The organism is Streptomyces sp. NPDC039736 (assembly GCF_055596485.1).
Map to the genome: position 1 here is coordinate 234814 of NZ_JBVIUQ010000001.1, position 23139 is coordinate 257952.

Annotated in this window: 21 protein-coding genes and 1 pseudogene; 10 read left to right on the forward strand and 12 right to left on the reverse strand. The window is 70.1% G+C overall.

All coding sequences use genetic code 11. From position 1 onward, the window contains the following. Positions 1-166: 166 nt before the first annotated feature. The 3 genes from ACZ56L_RS00995 to ACZ56L_RS01005 all read right to left on the reverse strand — a co-directional run bounded on the left by ACZ56L_RS00995 (position 167) and on the right by ACZ56L_RS01005 (position 2837). Entirely contained in the window at positions 167-631 is a 465-nt protein-coding gene (locus ACZ56L_RS00995; RefSeq protein WP_401758327.1) for a DUF4383 domain-containing protein, read from the reverse strand. A 401-nt stretch (positions 632-1032) separates the two neighbouring features. Next, the gene (locus tag ACZ56L_RS01000; protein WP_471060150.1) at positions 1033-1626 is read right to left on the reverse strand and encodes a hemerythrin domain-containing protein; all 594 of its coding nucleotides are present in this window, start codon (positions 1624-1626) and stop codon (positions 1033-1035) included. Then, positions 1623-2837: a hypothetical protein gene (locus ACZ56L_RS01005; protein ID WP_471060153.1), complete on the reverse strand. Its 1215-nt coding sequence runs from the start codon at positions 2835-2837 to the stop codon at positions 1623-1625. Before ACZ56L_RS01005 ends, ACZ56L_RS01000 begins: the two co-directional genes overlap by 4 nt. A 324-nt stretch (positions 2838-3161) precedes the next feature. Between ACZ56L_RS01005 and ctaD the strand changes: the two genes are divergently transcribed. The 4 genes and pseudogenes from ctaD to ACZ56L_RS01025 all read left to right on the forward strand — a co-directional run bounded on the left by ctaD (position 3162) and on the right by ACZ56L_RS01025 (position 6958). After that, a complete protein-coding gene (gene ctaD, locus ACZ56L_RS01010; RefSeq protein ID WP_471060156.1) occupies positions 3162-4880 on the forward strand; it encodes an aa3-type cytochrome oxidase subunit I in 1719 nt (572 codons plus the stop codon). 2 nt (positions 4881-4882) lie between these two features. After that, a complete protein-coding gene (locus ACZ56L_RS01015) occupies positions 4883-5242 on the forward strand; it encodes a hypothetical protein (RefSeq protein ID WP_471060159.1) in 360 nt (119 codons plus the stop codon). Between the two features lie 219 nt (positions 5243-5461). Continuing rightward, positions 5462-5696: pseudogene (locus ACZ56L_RS01020) on the forward strand (S9 family peptidase); the annotation flags it as partial. A 167-nt stretch (positions 5697-5863) separates the two neighbouring features. Then, positions 5864-6958, forward strand: a complete 1095-nt coding sequence (locus ACZ56L_RS01025; RefSeq protein WP_471060163.1) for a carboxylate-amine ligase — start codon at positions 5864-5866, stop codon at positions 6956-6958. A 119-nt stretch (positions 6959-7077) separates the two neighbouring features. Here the strand turns inward: ACZ56L_RS01025 and ACZ56L_RS01030 are convergent, their stop codons facing one another. Beyond that, entirely contained in the window at positions 7078-7380 is a 303-nt protein-coding gene (locus ACZ56L_RS01030) for a TraR/DksA family transcriptional regulator (RefSeq protein ID WP_471060166.1), read from the reverse strand. 207 nt (positions 7381-7587) lie between these two features. Further along, positions 7588-8091: a metallophosphoesterase family protein gene (locus ACZ56L_RS01035; protein WP_345217598.1), complete on the reverse strand. Its 504-nt coding sequence runs from the start codon at positions 8089-8091 to the stop codon at positions 7588-7590. 220 nt (positions 8092-8311) lie between these two features. Between ACZ56L_RS01035 and ACZ56L_RS01040 the strand changes: the two genes are divergently transcribed. From ACZ56L_RS01040 to ACZ56L_RS01050, 3 genes are all read left to right on the forward strand, one after another. Then, entirely contained in the window at positions 8312-8557 is a 246-nt protein-coding gene (locus ACZ56L_RS01040; RefSeq protein ID WP_345217600.1) for a DUF6158 family protein, read from the forward strand. A gap of 186 nt (positions 8558-8743) precedes the next feature. Next, positions 8744-9013: a DUF6480 family protein gene (locus tag ACZ56L_RS01045; RefSeq protein ID WP_345217601.1), complete on the forward strand. Its 270-nt coding sequence runs from the start codon at positions 8744-8746 to the stop codon at positions 9011-9013. Between the two features lie 174 nt (positions 9014-9187). Further along, positions 9188-9355: a hypothetical protein gene (locus ACZ56L_RS01050; RefSeq protein WP_401758349.1), complete on the forward strand. Its 168-nt coding sequence runs from the start codon at positions 9188-9190 to the stop codon at positions 9353-9355. A 110-nt stretch (positions 9356-9465) separates the two neighbouring features. Here the strand turns inward: ACZ56L_RS01050 and ACZ56L_RS01055 are convergent, their stop codons facing one another. Beyond that, on the reverse strand, positions 9466-9879 hold the full coding sequence (locus ACZ56L_RS01055) for an SRPBCC family protein (protein WP_401758352.1): 414 nt from the start codon (positions 9877-9879) through the stop codon (positions 9466-9468). 371 nt (positions 9880-10250) lie between these two features. Here ACZ56L_RS01055 and ACZ56L_RS01060 point away from each other — a divergent pair, with 371 nt between their 5' ends. After that, a complete protein-coding gene (locus ACZ56L_RS01060) occupies positions 10251-11054 on the forward strand; it encodes an NAD-dependent epimerase/dehydratase family protein (protein WP_345217607.1) in 804 nt (267 codons plus the stop codon). 30 nt (positions 11055-11084) lie between these two features. Here the strand turns inward: ACZ56L_RS01060 and ACZ56L_RS01065 are convergent, their stop codons facing one another. The 3 genes from ACZ56L_RS01065 to ACZ56L_RS01075 form a co-directional block, all read right to left on the reverse strand. Then, positions 11085-12614, reverse strand: a complete 1530-nt coding sequence (locus tag ACZ56L_RS01065; RefSeq protein ID WP_345217609.1) for a helix-turn-helix domain-containing protein — start codon at positions 12612-12614, stop codon at positions 11085-11087. A gap of 95 nt (positions 12615-12709) precedes the next feature. Continuing rightward, the gene (locus tag ACZ56L_RS01070) at positions 12710-14086 is read right to left on the reverse strand and encodes an FAD-binding oxidoreductase (RefSeq protein WP_471060174.1); all 1377 of its coding nucleotides are present in this window, start codon (positions 14084-14086) and stop codon (positions 12710-12712) included. A gap of 108 nt (positions 14087-14194) precedes the next feature. Continuing rightward, a complete protein-coding gene (locus tag ACZ56L_RS01075; protein ID WP_471060176.1) occupies positions 14195-15094 on the reverse strand; it encodes a Vgb family protein in 900 nt (299 codons plus the stop codon). A gap of 297 nt (positions 15095-15391) precedes the next feature. Here ACZ56L_RS01075 and ACZ56L_RS01080 point away from each other — a divergent pair, with 297 nt between their 5' ends. After that, a complete protein-coding gene (locus ACZ56L_RS01080) occupies positions 15392-16306 on the forward strand; it encodes an aminoglycoside phosphotransferase family protein (protein WP_471061624.1) in 915 nt (304 codons plus the stop codon). A 534-nt stretch (positions 16307-16840) separates the two neighbouring features. On the opposite strand, the gene ACZ56L_RS01085 is transcribed toward ACZ56L_RS01080, so the two are convergent. After that, on the reverse strand, positions 16841-17377 hold the full coding sequence (locus ACZ56L_RS01085; protein ID WP_471060179.1) for a hypothetical protein: 537 nt from the start codon (positions 17375-17377) through the stop codon (positions 16841-16843). Positions 17378-17646: 269 nt separating this feature from the next. Further along, positions 17647-18318 carry a hypothetical protein gene (locus ACZ56L_RS01090; RefSeq protein WP_471060182.1) on the reverse strand — a complete coding sequence of 224 codons (672 nt, stop codon included), beginning with the start codon at positions 18316-18318 and terminating at the stop codon, positions 17647-17649. A gap of 881 nt (positions 18319-19199) precedes the next feature. Between ACZ56L_RS01090 and ACZ56L_RS01095 the strand changes: the two genes are divergently transcribed. Beyond that, positions 19200-21998, forward strand: coding sequence for an aconitate hydratase (locus ACZ56L_RS01095; RefSeq protein ID WP_471060185.1), 2799 nt, complete (start codon positions 19200-19202; stop codon positions 21996-21998). Positions 21999-22078: 80 nt separating this feature from the next. Here the strand turns inward: ACZ56L_RS01095 and ACZ56L_RS01100 are convergent, their stop codons facing one another. Next, complete coding sequence (locus ACZ56L_RS01100; protein WP_345217614.1) at positions 22079-23017, reverse strand: FG-GAP repeat domain-containing protein; 939 nt, start codon at positions 23015-23017, stop codon at positions 22079-22081. Between the last annotated feature and the right edge of the window lie 122 nt (positions 23018-23139).

Genomic DNA, 23139 nt, shown 5'->3' on the forward strand with positions numbered 1-23139 from the left:
GTCCGTCGATCTGTCAGGTCCGGCACGCGCGCCGACGAAGGCGTCGAGCCCCACACGCGCAAGGCTCCAGGCGGCGGTCCTCGCCTGCCTGGAGCCTTGCGTCGGCGGTGTGCCCTTCCTGCCGGCCGCCGGTCGGCGGACCGGGCCGTGCGACGGCAGGCCCTGTTCAGCCTGTGCGGCGGGTGTGGGTGGTGCGGGTGGTGCGGGTCAGCAGAGCGCCCAGGGCGATCATGCCGATGCCCAGCACGAAGTGGAGCCAGTTGTCGGCGGTGTTGACCGGTACGAAGTTCGCGGCGCTGTCGTGGTCGATGAACAGCCCGTAGAGCCAGAGCACGAGGTAGACGGCTCCACCGGCCAGGAGATAGGTGCGGGCGGTGGAGGCGGCGCGGGACATGGCGACTCCAGCGATCCCGAACAGCAGGTGCACGATGTTGTGCAGGATCGACACCTGGAAGACACCGAGCAGTTTCGCTTCGGAGTGGTGCTCGGCGAACTTCATCGTGTCGTAGTCGCTCGTGACACCGGGAATGAATCCAAGGACGCCTACCAGCAGGAAGAGGACACCCACCAGCAGTGCGGCCGTCTGCACCGGGCTTTTGGCGGAGGTCACCGGAGTGTGTGCAGCAGCCATGGGACAGCACTTCCCCTCGACGAATACAGGTCACCGCCCCGCTTTTGCGGAGCAGGAATACCGCGTGCCCATTTATGTTCCCTTTACGCAACCATAACCACCTGATCCGCGAGTGTCGACATGACCACTTTTTGAGGACGCTGCCGAGGAAGAGATTCGCGCGTCGACACGGTTGTCCCCAGCCCTGAGGCGGGAAATTCCGGCGCGATGCCGTGATGCGCATGCCGCGGTCTGTTTTCCGGAACCACCCGTGGGAACCGCCCGTCGGGAGGAGGATTCCGCACGATGCGGATTCCGGAGAAGCGCGGCACCGCCTCGGGAAAGCGGGCTCCGGGACCGGGGTGCGCCACACAGCCACGCGGCGGCCCGGCATGCGCGTGCCGGGCCGCCGCGTGACGAGGTCATCCGTCCTTGCCCATGGCTTTGCGGACGGCGTCCTTGGTGCGGTCCATCAGCGCCGCGACGGGGCCCAGTGCCATGTTGGCCGCCGCCGACTCGACGCCGGGGTGCGGACGGGTGGGGGCCATGGCTTCGGCGGCCTTGACCGCTTTGGCCATACGCGCGAGTTCGGTGATGTCGGTGCTGCGGCGGATGTGCGCGAACTCGTAGCGTTCCTCGGCCCGGGCGTGTGCCTGGACGTCCGCGCGCAGCTTCAGCAACCGGGGCATGAACGTGGGGTCGTCCGTGTCGAGGCCGTCGAGCGCGGCGAGGGACTCCTTGGCGGCCTTCTCCTCGGCGAGCCGGTCCGCCACGACCTGCCTGCCGCCGGGGAGACCGCGGCGGGCGAAGGGGTGGACGACCTCCTCCTCGGCCGTCTCGTGCACCGCCAGCAGGCGCACCAGCCGGCGGAACGCGTCACGGCGCTCGTCGCCCTTGGTGGCTTCGACCTCGTCGAAGAGGTTGCGGATGTCACCGTGCTGACGCATCAGCAGGGACACGACATCGGTGTCGGGAGCACGGTCGTCACCGGCTTGGGGGGTCCGGAGGTCGCTCATGCCTCGGTGGCCCCCTTCTCGCGCTGCGCGGGGTCGGGGTGCTCGCCCTCGGTCTGCACCCGGTACTCCCGGCCGAACATGGCGTCGTGTTCCTCCATGACCCGGTCGCTGGGAGGCGCCTCGCCGCCGTGGATCTGCTCCTGCATCTGCTCGAACCTCTCGTGCGCCTCGCGCACGTACCCCGCGCCGAGCGTGGTGAGGTCCATCTGCGTGTCCAGCAGCTCACGCAGGTACGCCTTGTTCGGCTCGAAGGTGAGCACGTTCGGCAGCTCGGGGGCCAGCACCGACTCCGGGTCGCGGCCGTCGTGCCGGCGCATCAGGTCGCAGGCGATGTGCAGGTGCTCCAGCTCCATGTTCAGGTGCAGTTCCCAGACCGCCTTCACCCTGGGGTCGCTCTCCTGCTCCATGAAGGAGTGGTAGAGGTAGCACTCGTTGTACTCGTGGTTGACCAGCTGCTCCCACCACGTCTCGCCCGGGTCCACCAGGGACTCGTAGTGCGTGACGTGCTCCTCCTCGATGAGCCCGATCTCCTGGTAGAGCCGGCGGGCGATCGGCTCCATGTAGGTGGGGCCGGTGTTCATGTAGAAGTTCATCGTCTGCTGCTCCGCCGACAGGATCGTCAGCGCGTGCAGCTTGGAGAGCGGACTCGTGTCGTCCATGGCGTACGGGTCGCGCACGTTGTCCACCGGGTTGCGGTGGTGGAACCGGGTGGGGCGGCCCGGCATCACCTCGGTCAGCCCGTCGACGATCGACTCCGCCTTGCGGTGCTCGATCATCTCGTACAGATTCGCGTACCGGTACAGGTGGTCGAAGTCCTCCAGCACGCCGAACTGGTACGCCTGCTTCAGGTACGGGTCCGGCTCCATCCGAGCCACCCACGCCGTCAGGTCCACCGCCACCTGCTCGTAGGCGATCGTCGTCTCCAGCACCGAGGACACCCCCGGTAATAACCAGTTCACCACCTTCTGCTGCTGCGCCTCGATGTACCGGGTGCGGGCCAGGAGGCGTTTCACCTCCGGGTCCTTGGTGTGCCGGGCGAGCTGATGGCTGAACATGATCGCCTCGACCTCGATGCCGTTCATCGTGATGATGCGGCAGCGGGTGTAGGGGTCACAGTGGTCGGGGTCGATCGGCTTCACATCCAGCTCACGCCAGTTGCGCAGCTGTTTTTCCAGCGGGATTCCCCGCTGTTCGAGCGGATTGAACGTCACGACACATCTCCTCGGAGTCGACGGGCGGACGAAGTACCCCTGCAGCCGGAACCCATGTCCACAAGGCGCCAGCAACCCGTATTTCGCCTGCTCGCTTTCGCCCGCCCGTGCGAAATCCGACGCCAGTCACCCGAATACCACGCAATGGAGCGGTCCGCGGGACGCAGGAAGGGCCGACCGGCGGCCCGGGGTGCCGCGCCGACGCAATTCGTCACGAAAACACGCATGGGGCCAAGCCGGTGACGTTCCTTCAGAGCGGCGTTTGTCTTCGCAAGGCAGGGGTACCCTGCTGCGGCCTCGTTCGTACTCGTGCTGGGAATACGCATGACCTCGCAGACTGAGACCGAGAATGCCGCCCCCGTTCCGGTGAAGGGCCGCGGTCCGGGCGCGGTGGTGATCAGCTGGCTCACCACGACCGATCACAAGAAGATCGGCCACCTGTACCTGATCACCTCCTTCACGTTCTTTCTCTTCGGCGGGGTGCTGGCCCTCCTGATGCGGGCCGAACTCGCCCGGCCGGGAATCCAATTCCTCTCCAACGAGCAGTACAACCAGTCGTTCACCATGCACGGCACGGTGATGCTGCTGCTGTTCGCCACCCCCACGTTCGCCGGGTTCGCCAACGCGATCATGCCGCTGCAGATCGGTTCGCCCGATGTGGCTTTTCCGCGGCTGAACATGTTCTCGTACTGGCTGTTCCTGTTCGGCGGCCTGATCGTCGTGGGCGGGATGCTCACCAGTAACGGAACCGCCGACTTCGGCTGGACCGCCTACACCCCGCTCAGCAGGGAGGAGCGCTCGCCCAGCATCGGCGCCGACATGTGGATCATGGGGCTGGCCCTGTCGGGATTCGGCACCATCCTGGGCGCCGTCAACTTCATCACCACCATCATCTGCATGCGCGCCCCCGGGATGACGATGTTCCGGATGCCGATCTTCACCTGGAACGTGCTGCTCACCTCGGTGCTCGTCCTGCTGGCTTTCCCGGTGCTGGCCGCCGCCCTGCTCGTCCTTGAGTCCGACCGCCGTTTCGGCTCGCACGTCTTCGCTCCGGAGAACGGCGGAAGCCTGCTCTGGCAGCACCTCTTCTGGTTCTTCGGGCACCCTGAGGTCTACATCCTGGCGCTGCCGTTCTTCGGCGTGGTCACCGAGATCCTGCCGGTGTTCTCCCGTAAACCCATCTTCGGATACGTGGGACTGGTGGGCGCCACCATCGCGATCACCGGGCTTTCGGTGACGGTGTGGGCCCATCACATGTTCGCCACCGGAGGAGTTCTGCTGCCGTTCTTCTCCTTCATGACGTACCTGATCGCGGTGCCGACCGGAGTGAAGTTCTTCAACTGGATCGGCACCATGTGGAAGGGTTCCATCAGCTTCGAGACCCCCATGCTGTGGGCGGTCGGGTTCCTGGTGACCTTCCTGTTCGGCGGGCTGACCGGCGTCATCCTCGGCTCACCGCCGCTGGACTTCCACGTCACCGACTCCTACTTCGTGGTGGCGCATTTCCACTACGTGCTGTTCGGCACGATCGTCTTTGCGATGTTCGCCGGCTTCCACTTCTGGTGGCCCAAGATGACCGGCACCATGCTCGACGAACGGCTCGGCAAAATTCACTTCTGGACGCTCTTCATCGGCTTCCACCTGACCTTCCTGGTCCAGCACTGGCTCGGTGCCGAAGGGATGCCGCGCCGCTACGCCGACTACCTCGCGGCCGACGGTTTCACCGCCCTCAACACGCTCTCCACCATCGGCTCCTTCCTGCTCGGCCTGTCCACCCTGCCGTTCCTCTACAACGTGTGGAAGACGGCCAAGTACGGCAAGCGCATCGAAGTCGACGACCCCTGGGGATACGGCCGCTCCCTGGAATGGGCCACCTCCTGCCCGCCCCCGCGCCACAACTTCACCACGCTGCCCAGGATCCGCTCCGAATCCCCCGCCTTCGACCTGCACCACCCCGAGATCACCGCCCTCGACGAGGCCCGTCTCACCGGCCAGCGCGACGTCCTGGAACCGGATGACAACATCGGCGGAAAAGAAGAGTGAGGATGCCCGAACGCAACCGGAGCGACCGCGAGACAGCCGCGGGCATCAGCCGGCTGGAGGGGTACCTCCTGTGCCAGGCGGAAATCCGACGAGCCCAGTCGCAGGGCAAGGACTTCGCCGGGCGCCTGACCTGGCTGACCACCGCCCAGCAGGAGGAGGTGGCCCGGCAGTACGCCCAGGACCGTCTCGCCACGACCAGGCAAGCGCTGGCGGCCGTCAACGCACACCAAGCGGAACTGCGGGCGGAGTACATCGCCCGCTACCGGGCACTGCGCCGGCAACTGCTGTGCCGTTGCGTGGCCCTGCTCCTCACGGCCCTCACCCTGTCCTTCAGCGCCGTCCTCCTCGTCGCACTGCGGTGACCCCCCGGCGGATCACCCCTCACCTCGTCGGACTTCCGCCGCATTGGCGTGTGCCACACGGTCGCGCTGGACTGTGCGTATGCCTGGTCGAACACGAGCCGTGAACTGCTTCTACGGCAGGACGACCGGGCCGCCGGTTTCCGCACGGCAGCCCCGCCTCGTCGGTGGCGAGGGGTGTGGGCCGGGGCTGCCCGGGTTCCCAGGTGTCGGCTGTGGCGCCTGACGTCGGCATCCCTCGTGTGGCACCCGGAGCTGTTCCGTACGGGCATCGCAGTGCGCGGGACGTCCGACCCCGGGACGTCCGACCTCGGGACGTTCTTCACGGGAACCGAGCCGTGGATCGCGGAGCCCACGATGCGGCACACAAGTATGGCCATCCGAGCACGACCGGGGGCTGCTGCGCTCCCTCTCCCGCAGGAACCGCAGCGACGAATCGCGTGTACCTCTTCCCGCGGGGCCGCCAGCCGGCGGCTGTTCCGCCGCACCGCGACCGACTGGGGCGGCGTCACCCGCACGGCTGAGCGGATCGGCCGCCGGGGGGCCTCCAACGGTGTGGGCCGCCGACGCGCGCTGAAACCGTCATATCGATTCATTTCGCCCCATGTGGGTACCTGATACGCCATGATCACCATTGGGGTCGAGGAAGAGTACCTGCTGCTCGATCCGGACACGTGCCTGCCGGTGCCGCTCAGTGAGCAGGTGCGGGCAGCAGCCGGGCTCGGGCCGGTCGTCGAGGGCACCGAGGTCCAGCCGGAGCTGTTGCAGGCACAGGTGGAGATCGCCACCCCGGTCTGCACCGGCCTGGAGGAGGTGGGCGGCCATCTGCTGCGGCTTCGGCATGTGCTCGGCGCCGCGGCGGAACGCAATGGCTGCCTGATCGCCGCGTGCGGCGCGGCCCCGTACCGTACGGCCGTGCCCGTACCGGTGACCCCCAGCGCCCGGTACCTGTCGATGCACTCCCAGGCGCCGCAGCTCGTGGACGAGCAGCTCATCAACGGCATGCACGTGCACGCGGCCGTGCCGGACCAGGAGACGGGCGTCGCCGTCCTGAACCGCATCGGCGTCTGGCTGCCGGTCCTGGTGGCCATGTCCGCGAACTCGCCCCTGTGGGACGGCGGGGACACCGGCTTCGCGAGCTGGCGCACAGTGATCTTCGACCGCTGGCCGGTCAGCGGCCCGCCGCCCCGCTTCGCCTCGGTCGCCGACCGCGAAGAGCGGATCCGTGCCCTGCTGGACACCGGCGTCGTCGCCGACACCGGCCAGCTGTACTGGCAGGCCCGGCTCTCCGACCGCTACCCCACGGTCGAGGTGCGCTGCGCCGACGTGCAACTGCGCGCCGACTCCGCGGTCATGTTCGCGGGCATCGTACGGGCGCTGGTCGCCTCGGCGATCCGGGACGAGAAGGCGGGCGCCCCGCTGCCGGTTTCCACGCCGGAGCTGGCGCGGGCAGCCAACTGGCACGCCGCCCGGCACGGGCTGAGCGGCACGCTCATCGACCCGTCCGGACAGCCGCGACGGGCGGGCGACGTGCTGCGCATGCTGCTCGACCACCTGAAACCGGCACTGGACGAGACGGGGGACACCCGCGAGGTGACCGCGCTGGCGCATCGACTGCTGAGGGAGGGCACCCCCGCCGACCAGCAACGCCGCGCCCTGCGTCGGGGCGGCCGGCCGGCGCTCGTGGAGCTGATCACCTCGGAGACGACCGCCACCTGAGGCAGTCCGTGCCGCCGCCGCCCGTCATGACTGCCCAGGCCGCGCAGGAGGACTTCCGGCGTAGTGGGGGGAGACGTCCCCTCTCGGCGCGGCTCTCCGTGCGCGGAGAAGGGCCGCGCTCACCGCGCGGGGCGGCCCTCGACGTCACGGCGGCAGGCGACGCACCACCGGGTGTGCGGCACGGCGAGCAGCCGCTCGGGGTCGATGGCGGCGCCGCAGGAGACGCAGAGACCGAAGGCGCCCTCGTCCAGACGGTGCAGGGCAGCCGTCGCGCGGGCCAGTTGCCGCCGTGCCTCCTCCGCGCGGCCGTGTTCCTCCGTGAGGGCGGCGCGAGTGGAAGCGGCGTCCGCCGCGTCGAGGTCGCAGTCGGCCCGGAGCTCCGTGATGGCCGCCTCGGCCAGGGCAGCGCGCCGCCGGAACATCTCCACTCCACCCGCGCGGCGAGTTCCTCGCGCAGTTCCTGCGGCCGGGGGGATTGCGGCATGTCCCGCTCCTTGTCTTCGTTCGTCCACGAGTACGGCCGTCCACGAGTACGGCCGCGGGCCCGGCGCTCCGATGGGGCGCGGGTGTGGTTCGGGGCTGGCGCGCACCGGTGAGGCTGTTCCCGCCGGACACCGTGTCCAGGGCCGTCAGGAACGGGGCGGCAGCCGGTGCAGCCGGAGGCCGACGAGCCGGGCGTCCTCCACCTCGGCGGTCATGTACGTGCAGTGGGGCTGCCGCCGTCTGTCGGTCGGCGAGCCCGGGTTCAGCAGGCGCAGCCCGCCGGGTGCGGTGGTGTCCCACGGAATGTGGCTGTGGCCGAACACCAGGACGTCGAGGTCGGCGAAGCGCTCCTGGCACCGCTCCTCGCGGCCCCGCGCCGGCCCCGTCTCGTGCACGACGCCGAAGCGGAGCCCACCGCACTCCACCCGCGCCACTTCGCCCAGCCGGGCCCGCAACCCGGGCCCGTCGTTGTTGCCGTGGACGGCGACCAGGCGCCGCGCACGGGCCTGGAACACGTCCAGTGTGGCCGTGTCCACCCAGTCGCCCGCGTGAAAGACGACGTCGGCCTCGTCCACCGCTGCGAGGAGGGCCGGGGGCAGCTCCCTGGCCCGTTTGGGCACATGCGTGTCCGAAGTCAGCAAGAGGCGCACAGTCGCTCCCGTTCCGGCCGGTACCGAGGCCCACGGCATGCCGCGCGTCCGGCGTGCCGTGAGTGATCGTACGAGCCGGAGGTGCGGGGCCGCACGGGCACAGGCTTCCTGTGGCTGCCGCGCGAGCCGCTTCCCCCGCCGTCGTCACCTCCGATCCGCTCGCGCGGACGGCCGCCCGGCAGGGCAGGATGAGGACGGGGACGAAGGAGGCGAATCCGCGATGAGCGTGCGCGAGAACGGGCCGTCGGCCCGGGACCTGGAAGACGACCAGCTCCTCAAGGAACTGGAGGCCATACACCGCACGAGGCACGAAACCCTGCTGTACGCGTCGGACAACGCGCTCAGCACGCATACGCAGCGGATGGACGAGCTGGAACGCGAGTACGTACGCCGTCACCCGCACCGTGCCCAGACCTCCTCCCGCACCCGCGCCGGCGCCCGCGCCCGTACCGGCGAAGACGACTGACCGGGAGGCCGGGCGCGGGTCCTGTGCTCGGCCGAGGCGGGCACGGCGGCCACCGGACCGGGCGAAGCACGGTGCCGGCGATCGGCCGGAGCGACGACGGCATGCGAGGGGCCCGTGGCGCGGAGCCAGGACCCCTGCGGTGAGCAAAAGAGGTGGGGATGCGGAGGGAGTGGGACCGTGGATCACATGACTCCTTCCCAGCACCCGGACCGCCGCTCCAAGTCCTACCGTCCCAACCCGGATCCCGACCCGGGGAACACTGCGGGCCTGGAACCCGGCGGCGGGGTACCGCCGGGGGAGACCCCGCCCGCCGAGAGCAGCATGTCGGGAGCGGGGCCCGACGAGACGCACAATCCGCCGACGGGCTGGGCCAAGGGGCCGCTCTTCCTGATCATCGGCCTCGCGGTGGTGGTGGCGGGATTCTTCCTCGCGTACGCGATCGTGCTGCTCCAGTGACGTGGAGCGGCCCCGCGACGCGTACAGCGGCGCGGGAGACGACCCCGGGGCACCGAGAGCGCTCAGGCGGGCCGGAGGAGCGGTCGGAGTCGCGGGCGGAAGGCGACGGGTGGAAGGTGAGGTACGGCGCGTCACCCGTGGCGCCGACACCCCCATCGGACAAGGAAGCCCGACATGAGTGAGCAGACACCGTCCCAGGCCGAGGGCGAGCGCACCGAGGACACCACGGCCGACGAGGAGCAGCCGGCTCCGGGCAGTGACGCCCCCGAGGTTCCCCGCACGACCCCTTCGCAGGCAGAGGGCGCCGACGACCAGGACCCGGAAACCGCGGAGAGCAGCTAGCCCGTGCGCCCGCGGCGGTCCGCTCCCGGCCCGCCGCGGGCGCACGAGGCCGCCGACACGGCCGGGAACGGCGCACGGTGCTGCCCGGTGCGCCACTACCGGGCCGCCGGTCAGCCGGCGGCGTTGTCGACGCGCAGCCGTACCTGCTGCTCCAGCCGCTCCAGGCTGCTGTCCAGGGCGGCGTGCACGGCCTGTTCACCCGGGTCGTGCGCGTCCTCGAAGAACGACAGGTGCACGGTCACCTCGCTGGCTCCGCTGTCGAGGCCGGCGACCTGGAGCCAGCCGGTGTAGGAGCCCTGCTCCCGGGTGCCCCATTCGAGCCGCATCTGCTCGGGCCGGGCACGCAGCAGGGCGGCCAGGTCCTTTCCGGTGCGGTCCTCGTGCACGGTGACGGACGGCGGGTCCTCGGCACGCACGTGCAGGTCCTGAGGCATCCAGGCGTCCAGTTGGTCCATGTCGGCGGCTTGGTCGAAGACGTGCTCGGGAAGTGCGGGCATCGTGCGCGCCCGTTCGTACTCGGTCATCGCGGCACCGGTTCTCGGCTCGGGAACATGTGACGGAACGCTTGCCCGGCTCGTGTGCGCCGTATCCGGCGCCGCACAGTTCCACCCGTTCGCCACGGCGGCAGCTATTTCGGGAACCGGCCGCCGGCTGCCGTCCCGCCGTGACCCCGGCCAGGGTCGCCGGCGGGATCGCGGCGTGCACGGACGGCTTCGGACAGGGGGACCGCATGCCGTTCGCCGGTGACTGCGCCGTCGCGGCTCCGCACGGCGGACGCGGGGCCCGAAAGGCCCCGTCTCCCGTTCAGCAGGCACCCGCTCCCGGTTCCCCACCTCCTTGATGAGGGGATCAACAGGCGCGAAGATGTGTGCTTGTCGAAGCCGGAGGAGGCGCAGTGAGTCTGGGCACGGTGGCGGTGACGGGGGCGGCGGGCACCATCGGTTCCGTGGCACGGGAGGCCCTGCGGGGCGAGGCGGAGCGGTTGATCCTGCTCGACCGGGCACCGCTGCGCCAGGAGGCCGAGAACGAGGACGTGCGCCAGGTGGATCTGCGGGACGCCGCCGCCGTGGAGTCCGCCCTCACGGGAGCCGACCGGGTGCTCCACCTGGGCGGGATACCCGACGAGGCGCCCCTCCCCGAGCTGCTCGAAGCCAACGTGCTCGGCACCCACCACGTCCTGGAGGCCGCGCGGCGCACCGGCATCGAGCGGGTGGTGCTGGCCGGCAGCAACCGGGTGACCGGCTTCTACCCTGCCGCGCACCTCACCGGCCCCCAGGAACCGGTACGCCCTGACGGGCTCTACGGGGTGAGCAAAGCCGCCGTCGAGGCGCTCGGCCGGCTGTACGCCGACAAGTTCGGCCTGTCCGTCGTCTGCCTGCGCATCGGCAGCTTCGAGCGTCTGCCCACCGAACCCCGGCACCTGGCGACGTGGCTGAGTCCGCGCGACGCCGTCGGCTACATCCGGGCCGCCCTGACCGCACCGGCCTCCACCACCTTCGCCGTCGCGTACGCCGTCTCCGCCAACACCCGTCGTTTCTGGGAACTCCCCGACCCGGCGGAACTGGCCTACACCCCCGTCGACAACGCGGAACTCCACGCTGCGGACATCGCCCCGACGGACTCCCCGGCCGACCCGGCCCACCCCCAGGCCGGCCCCTACGCCCTGCCCGAGTTCACCCTCAAGCACCTTCGGCCCTGAACGCTCACCCGCACAGGAGACGCCCCGCTCTCAGATGTCCCGGAAGATCTCGATCTGCGCGCCCACCGAGTTCAAACGCTCCGCCAGGTCCTCGTAACCGCGGTTGATCACGTACACGTTGCGCAGTACGGACGTGCCCTCGGCCGCCATCATGGCCAGCAGGACGACGACGGCGGGGCGCAGTGCGGGCGGGCACATCATCTCGGCGGCGCGCCAGCGGGTCGGGCCCTCGACCAGCACGCGGTGCGGGTCCAGGAGTTGGAGCCGTCCGCCGAGGCGGTTGAGGTCCGTCAGGTAGATCGCCCGGTTGTCGTAGACCCAGTCGTGGATCAGGGTCTGGCCCTGGGCCGTCGCCGCGATCGCCGCGAAGAACGGCACGTTGTCGATGTTGAGGCCCGGGAAGGGCATCGGGTGGATCTTGTCGATCGGCGCTTCGAGCTTGGAGGGGCGGACGGTGAGGTCGACCAGCCGGGTGCGGCCGTTGTCCGCGCTGTACTCGGCGGAGCGGTCGTGGTCGAGGCACATCTCCTCCAGGACCGCGAGTTCGATTTCGAGGAACTCGATCGGCACCCGGCGGATCGTCAGCTCGGACTCCGTGACGACGGCCGCGGCCAGCAGGCTCATCGCCTCGACCGGGTCCTCGGAGGGGGAGTAGTCCACGTCCACGTCGATGTCCGGCACGCCGTGCACGGTCAGGGTGGTCGTGCCGACGCCCTCCACCCGGACGCCCAGCGCCTCCAGGAAGAAGCACAGGTCCTGGACCATGTAGTTGGAGGACGCGTTGCGGATGACCGTCGTGCCGTCGTGGCGGGCGGCGGCCAACAGCGCGTTCTCGGTCACGGTGTCGCCGCGCTCGGTCAGCACGATCGGGCGGTCGGGACCGGCCGGCTTCTCGACCTCGGCGTGGTAGACGCCCTCGGTGGCCGTGATGTCCAGACCGAACCGGCGCAGCGCGATCATGTGCGGCTCGATCGTGCGCGTACCGAGGTCGCAACCGCCCGCGTACGGCAGCTTGAAGCGGTCCATGCGGTGCAGCAGCGGGCCCAGGAACATGATGATCGAGCGGGTGCGCCGGGCTGCGTCCGCGTCCATGGCCGCCATGTCCAGCTCGGCGGGCGGGACGATCTCCAGGTCCTTGCCGTCGTTGATCCAGCGGGTGCGCACGCCGATGGAGCTCAGTACCTCCAGAAGGCGGAATACCTCCTCGATCCGGGCCACCTTGCGCAGGACCGTGCGGCCCTTGTTCAGGAGCGAGGCGCACAGCAGCGCCACGCACGCGTTCTTGCTGGTCTTGACGTCGATCGCGCCGGAGAGGCGACGGCCCCCCACCACGCGAAGGTGCATCGGACCCGAGTACCCCAGTGACACGATCTCGCTGTCGAGGGCTTCACCGATTCGGGCGATCATCTCAAGGCTGATGTTTTGATTGCCGCGCTCGATCCGGTTCACCGCGCTCTGGCTGGTGCCGAGTGCCTCCGCGAGCTGCGTCTGTGTCCAGCCACGGTGCTGACGCGCGTCACGGATGAGCTTGCCGATGCGTACGAGGTAGTCGTCTGCCATGGGCGGAAGGCTATCTCAGATATGAGATGACAACTCACTGGGCTGGGCCGAAGGGGTGAGGCGCCTGTCACCCCGTCAGCTCCGCCGCCCCCCGTTCAGCCGGTCGCCGGAACGATGTTGCGGTTGTGCCGGAAGAGGTTGGCGGGGTCCAGCCGGCCCTTCAGCCGCGCCAGCCGGGCGTAGTCGCCGGGCGTGTAACCCCGCCTGGTCTGCGCCTCCGTGGCCCGCTCGCCGTCACCGAACTCGAACGGCAGCGCGCAGCCCAGCGTCCGCGCGGCGAGCGCCGTCCGCAGGTCCTGCTGTACGGAACGGGCGACCGCCAGCGACGCGTTCCCCGCCATCGGTGTGATGAGCTGCACAAGGTACTGGGCGTCCCGGTGCCCGAGCGCGCTCCCGCCGCCGTCCTGCGGCGTGCGGGCCAGCGCACCCCCGAGGTGGCGCACGTTGAGCACGCACATGATGTCCGCGTCCGGCCCGCCCGCCTTGACCACCCCGGCCAGCGCGTCCTCGTCGATCCCCGCCAGCAGGACGTTCGTCGCGCTGTACGCGTGCGGGGAGGGCGGGTCGCTGTAGATCTCGGCGCTGTCCGTGTACGGCATCTCCCGCAGGCCGTCCTTCAGCGGCGGCGCGACCGCCCGCAGCGGCGCCACCAGCCGCTCGCCCTCCTCGGCGGGTCCGTCGAAGGCCACCGAGACCGTGGCGACGTACCGCCCGCGCAGCAGCTCGGGCAGCATCGGCAGGTCCGGATACGCGACGAACCCGATCCCCGAGGACACCGTCTCCGGCACGGTCCGCGTCCACGCGGTCCAGGTCCGCATCAGCTCCTCGGCGTGCTCGCCGTCGAAGACGAGCTGCCCGCCGTAGACCCGCTCGACCGGTACCAGGCCGACCTCGATCGCGGTCACCACGCCGAAGTTGTGCCCGGCCCCGCGCAGCGCCCACAACAGCTCCGGGTCACCGGCCGCGTCCACCGTCCGCACCTCGCCGTCCGCCGTGACGATCTCGGCCGCCTTCAGGTGGTCGGCCGCGTACCCGAACTCCCGCGCCAGCACCCCGATGCCGCCGCCGAGCGTGTACGCCACCGCGCCGACCCCCGGGAACGATCCGCTGAGCGGCGCGAGCCCGAACCGGGCCGCCTCCTCGATCACCCGCCCCCAGGTCACGCCGGCCCCGATCCACGCCGTGCGCGCGCCGACGTCGATCCGCACGCCGTCCAGCCCACGGGTGACGACCAGGACCCCGCCCTCGTTCGCGACCGACAGCCCGTGCCCGGTGGCCTGCACGGCGACGCTCAACCGGTGTTCTCGGGCGTACGTCACGGCGGCCCGCACGTCCTCGGCGCTGCGGGCCGCGACGACCACGGCGGGCCGGTGCGTGTACGCGGTGTTGAACCCGGCGAGTTCCGCGTCGTACCCCTCGTCCCCGGGGACGTGGACGGAACCCTCGACGGTCGGGAAGTCCTTGCTCGCCACGGTGCTGCTCCTCAAGTCGGGACCACCGGCACGGTGTTGTGCCGGTGCGCAGCAGCCTGCCCCGGATACCTGACAGCCTCCGTCATGTATCCGGGACCGTGCCCCCGGCTACTGCTCCTCCGCCGTCTCGACGCGCCCCAGCGCCCCCGACTCCAGGGCCGTCCAGAGCGTGCCGTCGGGGCCGAGTGCGATGCCGTGCGGCTCGGAGGCGCCCGCGGGGATCCCGTACGACTCGATCCGCGAACCGTCCACCGTGACGCGCCCGATCCGGTTCGCGCCCCACTCGGTGAACCACATCGCCCCGTCCGCCCCCGCCACCACCGCGTGCGGGCGCGCGGCGCGGTCGGGGAGGGGGAACTCCGTGACGTTCCCCTCGGCGTCGACGCGCCCCACCTGGCCGGCCATGATCTCGACGAACCACATCGCGCCGTCAGGACCGGCCGCAAGCCCGACCGGGCCGGCCGCTTCGGTGGGCAGGGGGTGCACCCGTACCTCCCCGGAGAGCTCGATCGAAGCGACCGCGTTGCCCTGGTTGAGCGTGAACCACAGGCGCCCGCCGGCCGGGTCCGCCGCGATCGCCGACGGGAAACCGCCCGCCACGGGCACCGGGAACTCGGTCACCTTGCCGTCGGGGGTGATCCGGCAGATCCGGTCGGTGTTCATCTCGGTGAACCACACCGCGCCGTCGGGGCCCGGCGCGATGCCGTACGGGCCCGCGTCCGGCCGCTCGTACGAGGTGACGGCGCCGTCGACGGCGATGCGGCCGACCCGGTTCCCCCGGTACTCGGTGAACCACAGCGCGCCGTCCGGGCCGGGCGCGATCACGGCGGGGCCGCCCTCCCGGTCCGCCAACGGGTACGAGGTGAGCTCGCCGTCGGCGCCGAGCCGCCCGATCGCTCCCTCGCGGACCTTGGTGAACCACATGGCGCCGTCCGGGCCCGCCGTGACTCCGTAGGGGCCGGCCTTCTCGTCGGACACAGGGACGACGGTGATGGATGTGCGGGGCACTCGGAGACTCTCCTCGGTCGGTGGAACGCGGACACACAGAAACACGGAAGCGCCGTACGCGCCGGGCGGCCCGCGGGCTGTCCCAGCGAAGTTAGTCGCAGCCCCGGAACTCCCTGCGGCGGGTACCGGCGGACCCGCGTGGAAGCCGCCGAACGGGGCGGTCGGGAAACCCGGTTGATCCCGACCGCGACACCGCGATACTGACTGTCGTCCCGGCCGACCCGGCGCCCGGCCCAGCCGGACCGGGCCGCCCACGGGGCTTCGGACCGGACCGAGGGAGGGCCTGCGAGCGTGACCATGCACGACGACCAGGTGGAGGTGGACGCCGACACCGTCGCCGCCCTGATCGAGGAGCAGTTCCCCCGGTGGCGCGGCAGGGCGGTCCGGCGCGTGTCCTCGACCGGGACGGTCAACGCCATCTTCCGGATCGGGGACGACCTCTCCGCGCGATTCCCACTGCGCGCGTCCGACGCCGCCCAGGCGCTGACGGTCCTGGAGCGGGAGGCCCGCGCGGGCGCGGAACTGGCACAGGTGTCCCCGTTCCCGGTCCCGGAGCCCGTCGCGCTGGGAAGGCCGGGAGCGGGCTTCCCCATGCCGTGGTCGGTCCAGACCTGGGTGTCCGGAACGGACGCCTTCACCGCCGACCCGGGCGGGTCGGACGCCTTCGCCGAAGACCTCGCGGCCTTCATCGAGGCCCTGCGGAAGGCCGGGACGCGGGGGCGGCGGTTCAGCGGGGGAGGCCGCGGCGGGGTGCTGACCGACCACGACGAGTGGATGGCGACGTGCTTCGAGGAGAGCGAGCGGCTGAGCGGGCGGCCGGACGGCGCTCCGCTCGACGTGCCCCGGCTGCGCCGCCTGTGGAGCCGCTTCCGCACATTGCCGCGCACGGGCGCCGACGTCATGAGCCACGGCGACCTGATTCCCGGCAACGTCCTGGTCACGGGCGGCCGGCTCGGCGGCGTCCTCGACACCGGCGGCTTCGGCCCGGCCGACCCCGCCCTGGACCTGGTCGGCGCCTGGCACCTGCTGCGACCGGGCCCGCGGGAGGTGCTCCGCCGGACGCTGGCCTGTGACGACCTGGAGTGGGAACGCGGCAAGGCGTGGGCGTTCGAGCAGGCGATGGGCGTCGTCTGGTACTACGTCGACAGCAATCCGACGATGAGCGCCATGGGACGCCGGACGCTGGCCCGCATCCTGGAGTCGACGGAGTGACGGCGACGCACCGGCCCGGCGGGGCAGCCGGGCATGACCCTACGGCCGTAGGGCCGTGGACGGCGGTCTCATCGAAGTTCGAGCAGGCGGGCCCTGCCGACCGCCGGCGAGCTGATGCCGACCTCGGCGGTCGACCAGCACCTTGAGTACCTGGCTGAGAAAGGAGAAGGCGAACTCCCCGAGCACACGGACGAGCCGCTCGCCGCAGAACTGCGGAGGCGACTGCGGGATCTGGACCTCGGCGCAGCTGCTCGAAGGATCTCCGCCACTCCGTCCCGGGGCTTCCCGTCGACACCTCCATCCGGTCCCGCGTCGAGCTGCGCGTTCCTCTTTCCTGCAGGGAGCAAGCACACCGGAGGCCATGGCGGCGAAGGCGAACCAGGTCGACTGAGACGGCACGGGCCGACCTGTTGCCATGAAGTCAGTCGGGTGGGCTCCTGCTGACCTGCGCGGACCGTGTTCGGTGAGACGGGTGCCGCGAGGGTTCGCGGTGGATTTCATCTGTCTGCGTCGCGCGGTGGCGACGCCCCTTCATCACTCTCCGCCGACATGACGCGCTTCGAGCCATGCTGCCTCGAACTCGGCCGGGGAGATTTCCAAGTCCGCCCACTCGGGATCGAACAGGTCCACAACCGGCGAGTTGAACGGCCAGTCGTCCGGACTGCTCCGCAGTGCGGTTCCGTCGTCGCTGAGTTCCACCTGGCGCAACCTGCGGCCGTCGGAGCCGACCTCCATGAAGTAGGTCGCTGGTTCATCGCCGTCCCAGCGACGCCGCAGGTGCACGATGCTCCGGTCGGCGAGCGCGCCGAAACCGGGGCGGCCGCGCTGGGTGTCGCGCATGGTCCGCAGCTCGTCCAGGCCCGGAGGCATGGTCGGCTCATCGATGTCGACTTCGTCCAGGTTCCGGCCGGCCCGCTCGATGGCCTCCGGACTGTCGATCACCTCGACTTCCGCGAAGGTCTCAAGGATCTCTCGGGCTGATCGCGCGTGGATCCACCACCACGCACCGCCCATGCCGTAGTCGTTCAGGACGAGAAAGCGCGACTTCGGGGTGGAAGGAAGGTTTGTCATACCGGCTGAGCGTAGGGGGCCTGCCGCGCCGCCGACCGCCCCTCGTACCGGCAGTACGGAACCAGCGGCACACGTGGGAGCGCGAGTGCCCTTCAAGAGGGGCTGGCGCAGCGGCCCTTGCCCGTCGACGAACACGGCGGGTGTGGAGAGGAAGGCATCGGCGTTCCTCGGGCCGTGGGCGAAGTTGAACGTGTCCAGCCAGTGTCACGGAGTCCCGCATCCCTGCCGCACTGCTGAAGCGGTGGTTGAGCTGCCGGTGGACCCACCGGTCAGCAGTCGCCAGGCGACGAGTCCGCTGCTTGCGGAAGGTCTCTGATCCGGGGGTGCTCCAGCGGGGGGCCGATGTCCAGATCTTCGTTGAGCTTGGCGATCAGGGCGGGTGCCAGTGCCGGCGCGTAACGGAAAGCCCATTGCCCGGCGAGGGCGAGGAAACCGCGGAGCTTGTCGTGCACGGTGTGCAGAAGGTCCGGCAGGTCGGCCAGAGGAAGCTCGACGGGGGTCTTCGTTGGCGGGTCCGTGTTGGGCCACACCCTGACGAGCGCCCCTCGGTGCTCGATGTGCGCGGCGGTGCCGTGACCGAGCCAGACCTCTTCGCCGTGCAGGAGGCCGAGCCAGTCGCGCCAGCTTTCCAGGCCGAAGCAGCACCCCGGAGCGATCGCGACGCCGGCCGCAGTGTCCTGCAGGAGGATGCCGCCCGGCGCGATGGCGAGATCGACATTCAGCAGGTTCTGGATACGCCGGATGCCGGGCTCGGTGTCCGGGGCCTCGCCGTCGGGGCCGTCGTGGTTGCAGCCGGTCAGGACCGCCATCGCTGTCCCGACTTCCAACGGTGACATCTGGCCGGAGAGGACCAGCAGGTGGTCCGGGTTCGGGGCAGCGGCGGGCCACAGGGTGAAGTCCTCGACGTCATAGGTCTCCACGGCGGCATCCATGATCAGCACGGTTCGCATTGTCGCTGTCCGCGGTTCGGAGTTCCTCTGCGTTTCTCGGCGGGGTGCAGGGTGTGCTCAGGTCGGGCGTCGGGGAGGCCTCGGTTTCCCCGGTTCCTCTGCCGGCAGGCGTGCGAGCAATGCCGCCACCGACTGCTGGCATTTTGGGCAGCAGGTGGCCGTACTCAGTGCACCGGGAGATCATTGGCGGCAGTGTGGTGTGGGACGCAGGACGTGAAGCCTTCGCCTGCGACCGGCCGGACCTGGGCGGACGGTGGGAACAGGGGCCGATCGCTCCCTTTCACCGTCGCCCAGTGCAGCCAGAACGACTGCGAAGCGATCCCCACGACCCCGGGATCGGCGTTCATGAGCGCAAGCCTGTCCCGTTTCAGCCAGGACTCGAAGCCGACGTGCTTGCCTGGTCGTCGCCGCCCAGTACCAACCCGAGAGGTGTCGCCCACCCCGTGACCAGCGAAACGGCCGCACCGGAGCCGCCTCCTCGAACCGGGCCGTCACACCGGCCGTCCGGCAGCGGACGCCGCAGCCGCTTGCGCACAGCGTCCACGTACGACAGCTCAACGTACGTCTCCGCAAGATCCACCCCGGCCGGTACAGCCACCCGGCACCCCTGGTGCGATCATCCGAACGGCTGGGGTCGCCGAGTGGACGGCTCGATTGGATGACAGCGGTCACGGGCAGCCGGGCATGACCGTACGGCGGCCATGTACTAGAGTTATCTCGACATCGAGATATCTGCCCAGCGCGCCGCAGTCGCCACCTCTCGGTAAGGGTTACCTAACTAAGCCTTACCTTAGCGGATCGGCCCGGAGTCGTGGCGGCAGGATTGCTGTATTGCGGTAGAACGCGCACTTTTTTGACTGAAGGAGACTGTCGTGTCGGCGAACAGCTTCGACGCCCGCAGCACGCTGCGCGTGGGTGACGAGTCGTACGAGATCTTCAAGCTGGACAAGGTCGAGGGCTCCGCGCGCCTCCCTTACAGCCTGAAGGTGCTGCTGGAGAACCTGCTCCGCACGGAGGACGGCGCGAACATCACCGCCGACCACATCCGCGCGATCGGCAGCTGGGACTCCCAGGCACAGCCCAGCCAGGAGATCCAGTTCACGCCGGCCCGCGTGATCATGCAGGACTTCACCGGCGTGCCCTGCGTCGTGGACCTCGCCACCATGCGTGAGGCCGTGAAGGAGCTGGGCGGCGACCCGGCGAAGATCAACCCGCTGGCCCCGGCCGAGCTGGTCATCGACCACTCCGTCATCGCCGACAAGTTCGGCACCGCCAACGCCTTCCAGCAGAACGTGGAGCTGGAGTACGGCCGCAACAAGGAGCGCTACCAGTTCCTGCGCTGGGGCCAGACCGCCTTCGACGAGTTCAAGGTCGTCCCCCCGGGCACCGGCATCGTCCACCAGGTCAACATCGAGCACCTGGCCCGCACCGTCATGGTGCGCAACGGCCAGGCGTACCCCGACACCCTCGTCGGCACCGACTCGCACACCACCATGGTCAACGGCCTGGGCGTGCTGGGCTGGGGCGTCGGCGGCATCGAGGCCGAGGCCGCGATGCTGGGCCAGCCGGTCTCCATGCTGATCCCGCGCGTCGTCGGCTTCAAGCTGACCGGCGAGCTCCCGGCCGGCACCACCGCCACCGACCTGGTGCTCACGATCACCGAGATGCTGCGCAAGCACGGCGTCGTCGGCAAGTTCGTCGAGTTCTACGGCGAGGGCGTCGCCGCCACCTCGCTCGCCAACCGCGCCACCATCGGCAACATGTCGCCGGAGTTCGGCTCCACCGCCGCGATCTTCCCGATCGACGGCGAGACGCTGAAGTACCTGAAGCTGACGGGCCGTTCCGAGCAGCAGGTCGCGCTGGTCGAGGCGTACGCCAAGGAGCAGGGCCTGTGGCTGGACCCGGCCGCCGAGCCGGACTTCTCCGAGAAGCTGGAACTCGACCTCTCCACGGTCGTCCCCTCCATCGCCGGCCCGAAGCGCCCGCAGGACCGCATCGTCCTCGCCAACGCCGCCGAGCAGTTCGCCGTCGACGTGCTGAACTACGTCGACGCGTCCGTCCCGCAGCCGGCGAAGCCGCAGGGCTCCCCGGTCGACGAGGCCAGCGACGAGTCCTTCCCGGCCAGTGACGCCCCGGCCTACGGCAGCGAGGACAACGGCGCCGGCGCCCCCGAGCCCGGCACCGTCACCAGCGCCTCCTCCGTGCCGTCCAACCCGGTCACCGTGACCGCCCCCGACGGCTCCACCTACGAGCTGGACCACGGTGCGGTGACGGTCGCGGCCATTACCTCCTGCACCAACACCTCCAACCCGTACGTGATGGTCGCCGCCGCGCTCGTCGCGAAGAAGGCCGTGGAGAAGGGCCTGACCCGCAAGCCGTGGGTCAAGACCACCCTCGCCCCGGGCTCCAAGGTCGTCACCGACTACTTCGACAAGGCCGGGCTCACCCCGTACCTCGACAAGGTCGGCTTCAACCTGGTCGGCTACGGCTGCACCACCTGCATCGGCAACTCGGGCCCGCTGCCCGAGGAGGTCTCCAAGGCCGTCAACGACCACGACCTCGCCGTCACCTCGGTCCTGTCGGGCAACCGCAACTTCGAGGGCCGCATCAACCCCGACGTCAAGATGAACTACCTGGCGTCCCCGCCGCTGGTTGTCGCGTACGCCATCGCCGGTTCGATGAAGGTCGACATCACCAAGGACGCGCTCGGCACCGACCAGGAAGGCAAGCCGGTCTTCCTCGCCGACATCTGGCCGACCGAGGCCGAGGTCAACGACGTCGTCGCCAACTCCATCGGCGAGGACATGTTCAACAAGTCCTACCAGGACGTCTTCGCGGGCGACGCCCAGTGGCAGGCGCTCTCGATCCCCACCGGCAACACCTTCGAGTGGGACAACGAGTCCACCTACGTGCGCAAGCCCCCGTACTTCGAGGGCATGACGATGGAGACGACCCCGGTCGAGGACATCGCGGGCGCCCGCGTGCTGGCCAAGCTGGGCGACTCGGTCACCACCGACCACATCTCCCCGGCCGGCGCGATCAAGGCCGACACCCCGGCCGGCCAGTACCTCACGGAGCACGGCGTCGAGCGCCGGGAGTTCAACTCCTACGGCTCGCGCCGCGGCAACCACGAGGTCATGATCCGCGGCACCTTCGCCAACATCCGCCTGCGCAACCAGATCGCGCCGGGCACCGAGGGCGGCTTCACCCGCGACTTCACCCAGCCGGACGCGCCGGTCGCGTACATCTACGACGCCTCGCAGAACTACCAGGCCGCCGGCACCCCGCTGGTCATCCTGGCGGGCAAGGAGTACGGCTCGGGCTCGTCCCGCGACTGGGCCGCCAAGGGCACCGCGCTGCTCGGCGTCAAGGCCGTCATCGCCGAGTCGTACGAGCGCATCCACCGCTCGAACCTCATCGGCATGGGCGTCCTGCCGCTCCAGTACCCGGAGGGCGCCTCGGCCGAGTCGCTGGGCCTGACCGGCGAGGAGACCTTCTCCATCACCGGCGTCACCGGCCTGAACGACGGCGGCATCCCCGAGACCCTCAAGGTCACGGCGGGCGACGTCGAGTTCGACGCCAAGCTGCGCATCGACACCCCCGGCGAGGCGGACTACTACCGCAACGGCGGCATCCTGCAGTACGTGCTGCGCTCGCTGATCCGCAGCTAGTGACGCGGTAGGCACAGGGCACACGCGAGGGCCGCACCCCCGGGAGGGGGTGCGGCCCTCGCGTGTGCGCGGCGTGTCCGTCAGGCGAGGATGCGGTAGATGTTCCAGCCGCTGGTGCCGATCAGTACGCGCTGGTTGTACGGGGTGGTCGGGTTGCCGGTGCCCGAGTAGCGCCAGAGGGCGCCCTTGGTGTCCCGCGCGATCAGGTCGGTGACGCCGTCGAAGTCGAGGTCGCCCGTGCCCACGATCGTGTTGTACGTGTTCCAGCCGCCGCCGATCGGGGTACGCGCCTTGAAGGGAGCGTTCCGGTCCCCGGTGCCCTGGTAGAGCCACAGCGTGCCGGAGCGGTCGCGGGCGACGATGTCGGCCTTGGCGTCACCGGTGATGTCGCCGCGGCCGGTGATCTGGGTGTACTGGCCCCAGCCGCCGCCCACCTTGCTGCGCGCGGTCAGGTTGCCGTCCCCGTAACCCAGGTAGAGCCACAGCACGCCGTCGGAGTCGCGGGCGAGCACGTCGTACCCTGCGGCCCCGCCCAGGTTCCCCGGGGAGAAGATCTGGTTGTAGATCTGCCAGCCGCCGCCCACGCGACGGCCGCCGAGGTCGTCCTGGTAGTACAGGGAACCCTCCTGGTGCCACTCCCAGATCCCGTCCGTGTAACCGTCGGAGTCGCGGTCGGTGTGGGTGAGGAACTTGAGGCTGCCCCAGGAGGTGTTGTTCGCGGTGTCACGGGCCTGGTAGCCGCCCTTGCCGTTCGGCGTGTACCAGTAGAACTGCGGCCCGGCGAAGGCGTAGAGCTCCTGGCGCACGCCCTGCTCGGCCGCTCGCGCGACCCCGCGTGCGGCCTGCTGCGGGGCGGGGGAGACGGCCTTCAGCTCGGCGGTCCGCTCCTTGAAGGAGGGCTGGGGAGGCTCCCCGGCCTGGGCCGCGCCGGCGGTCGTGCCGACGAGGGCCGCCGCGAGCGCGGCGACGGTCAGGCGGGACAGAATGCGCCCGCGCGTGCGGGAAATGGCTCTTGCCATGCGGTTTCTCCGGAGACATGAAGGTGCCGTGGCGCGGAAGGACTGACACGCGCCACACGTTCGGCAGAAGTGGTTCACGGCATCTTCACATGCCAACTGCCCTGGGACCAGGGCTTATTGGT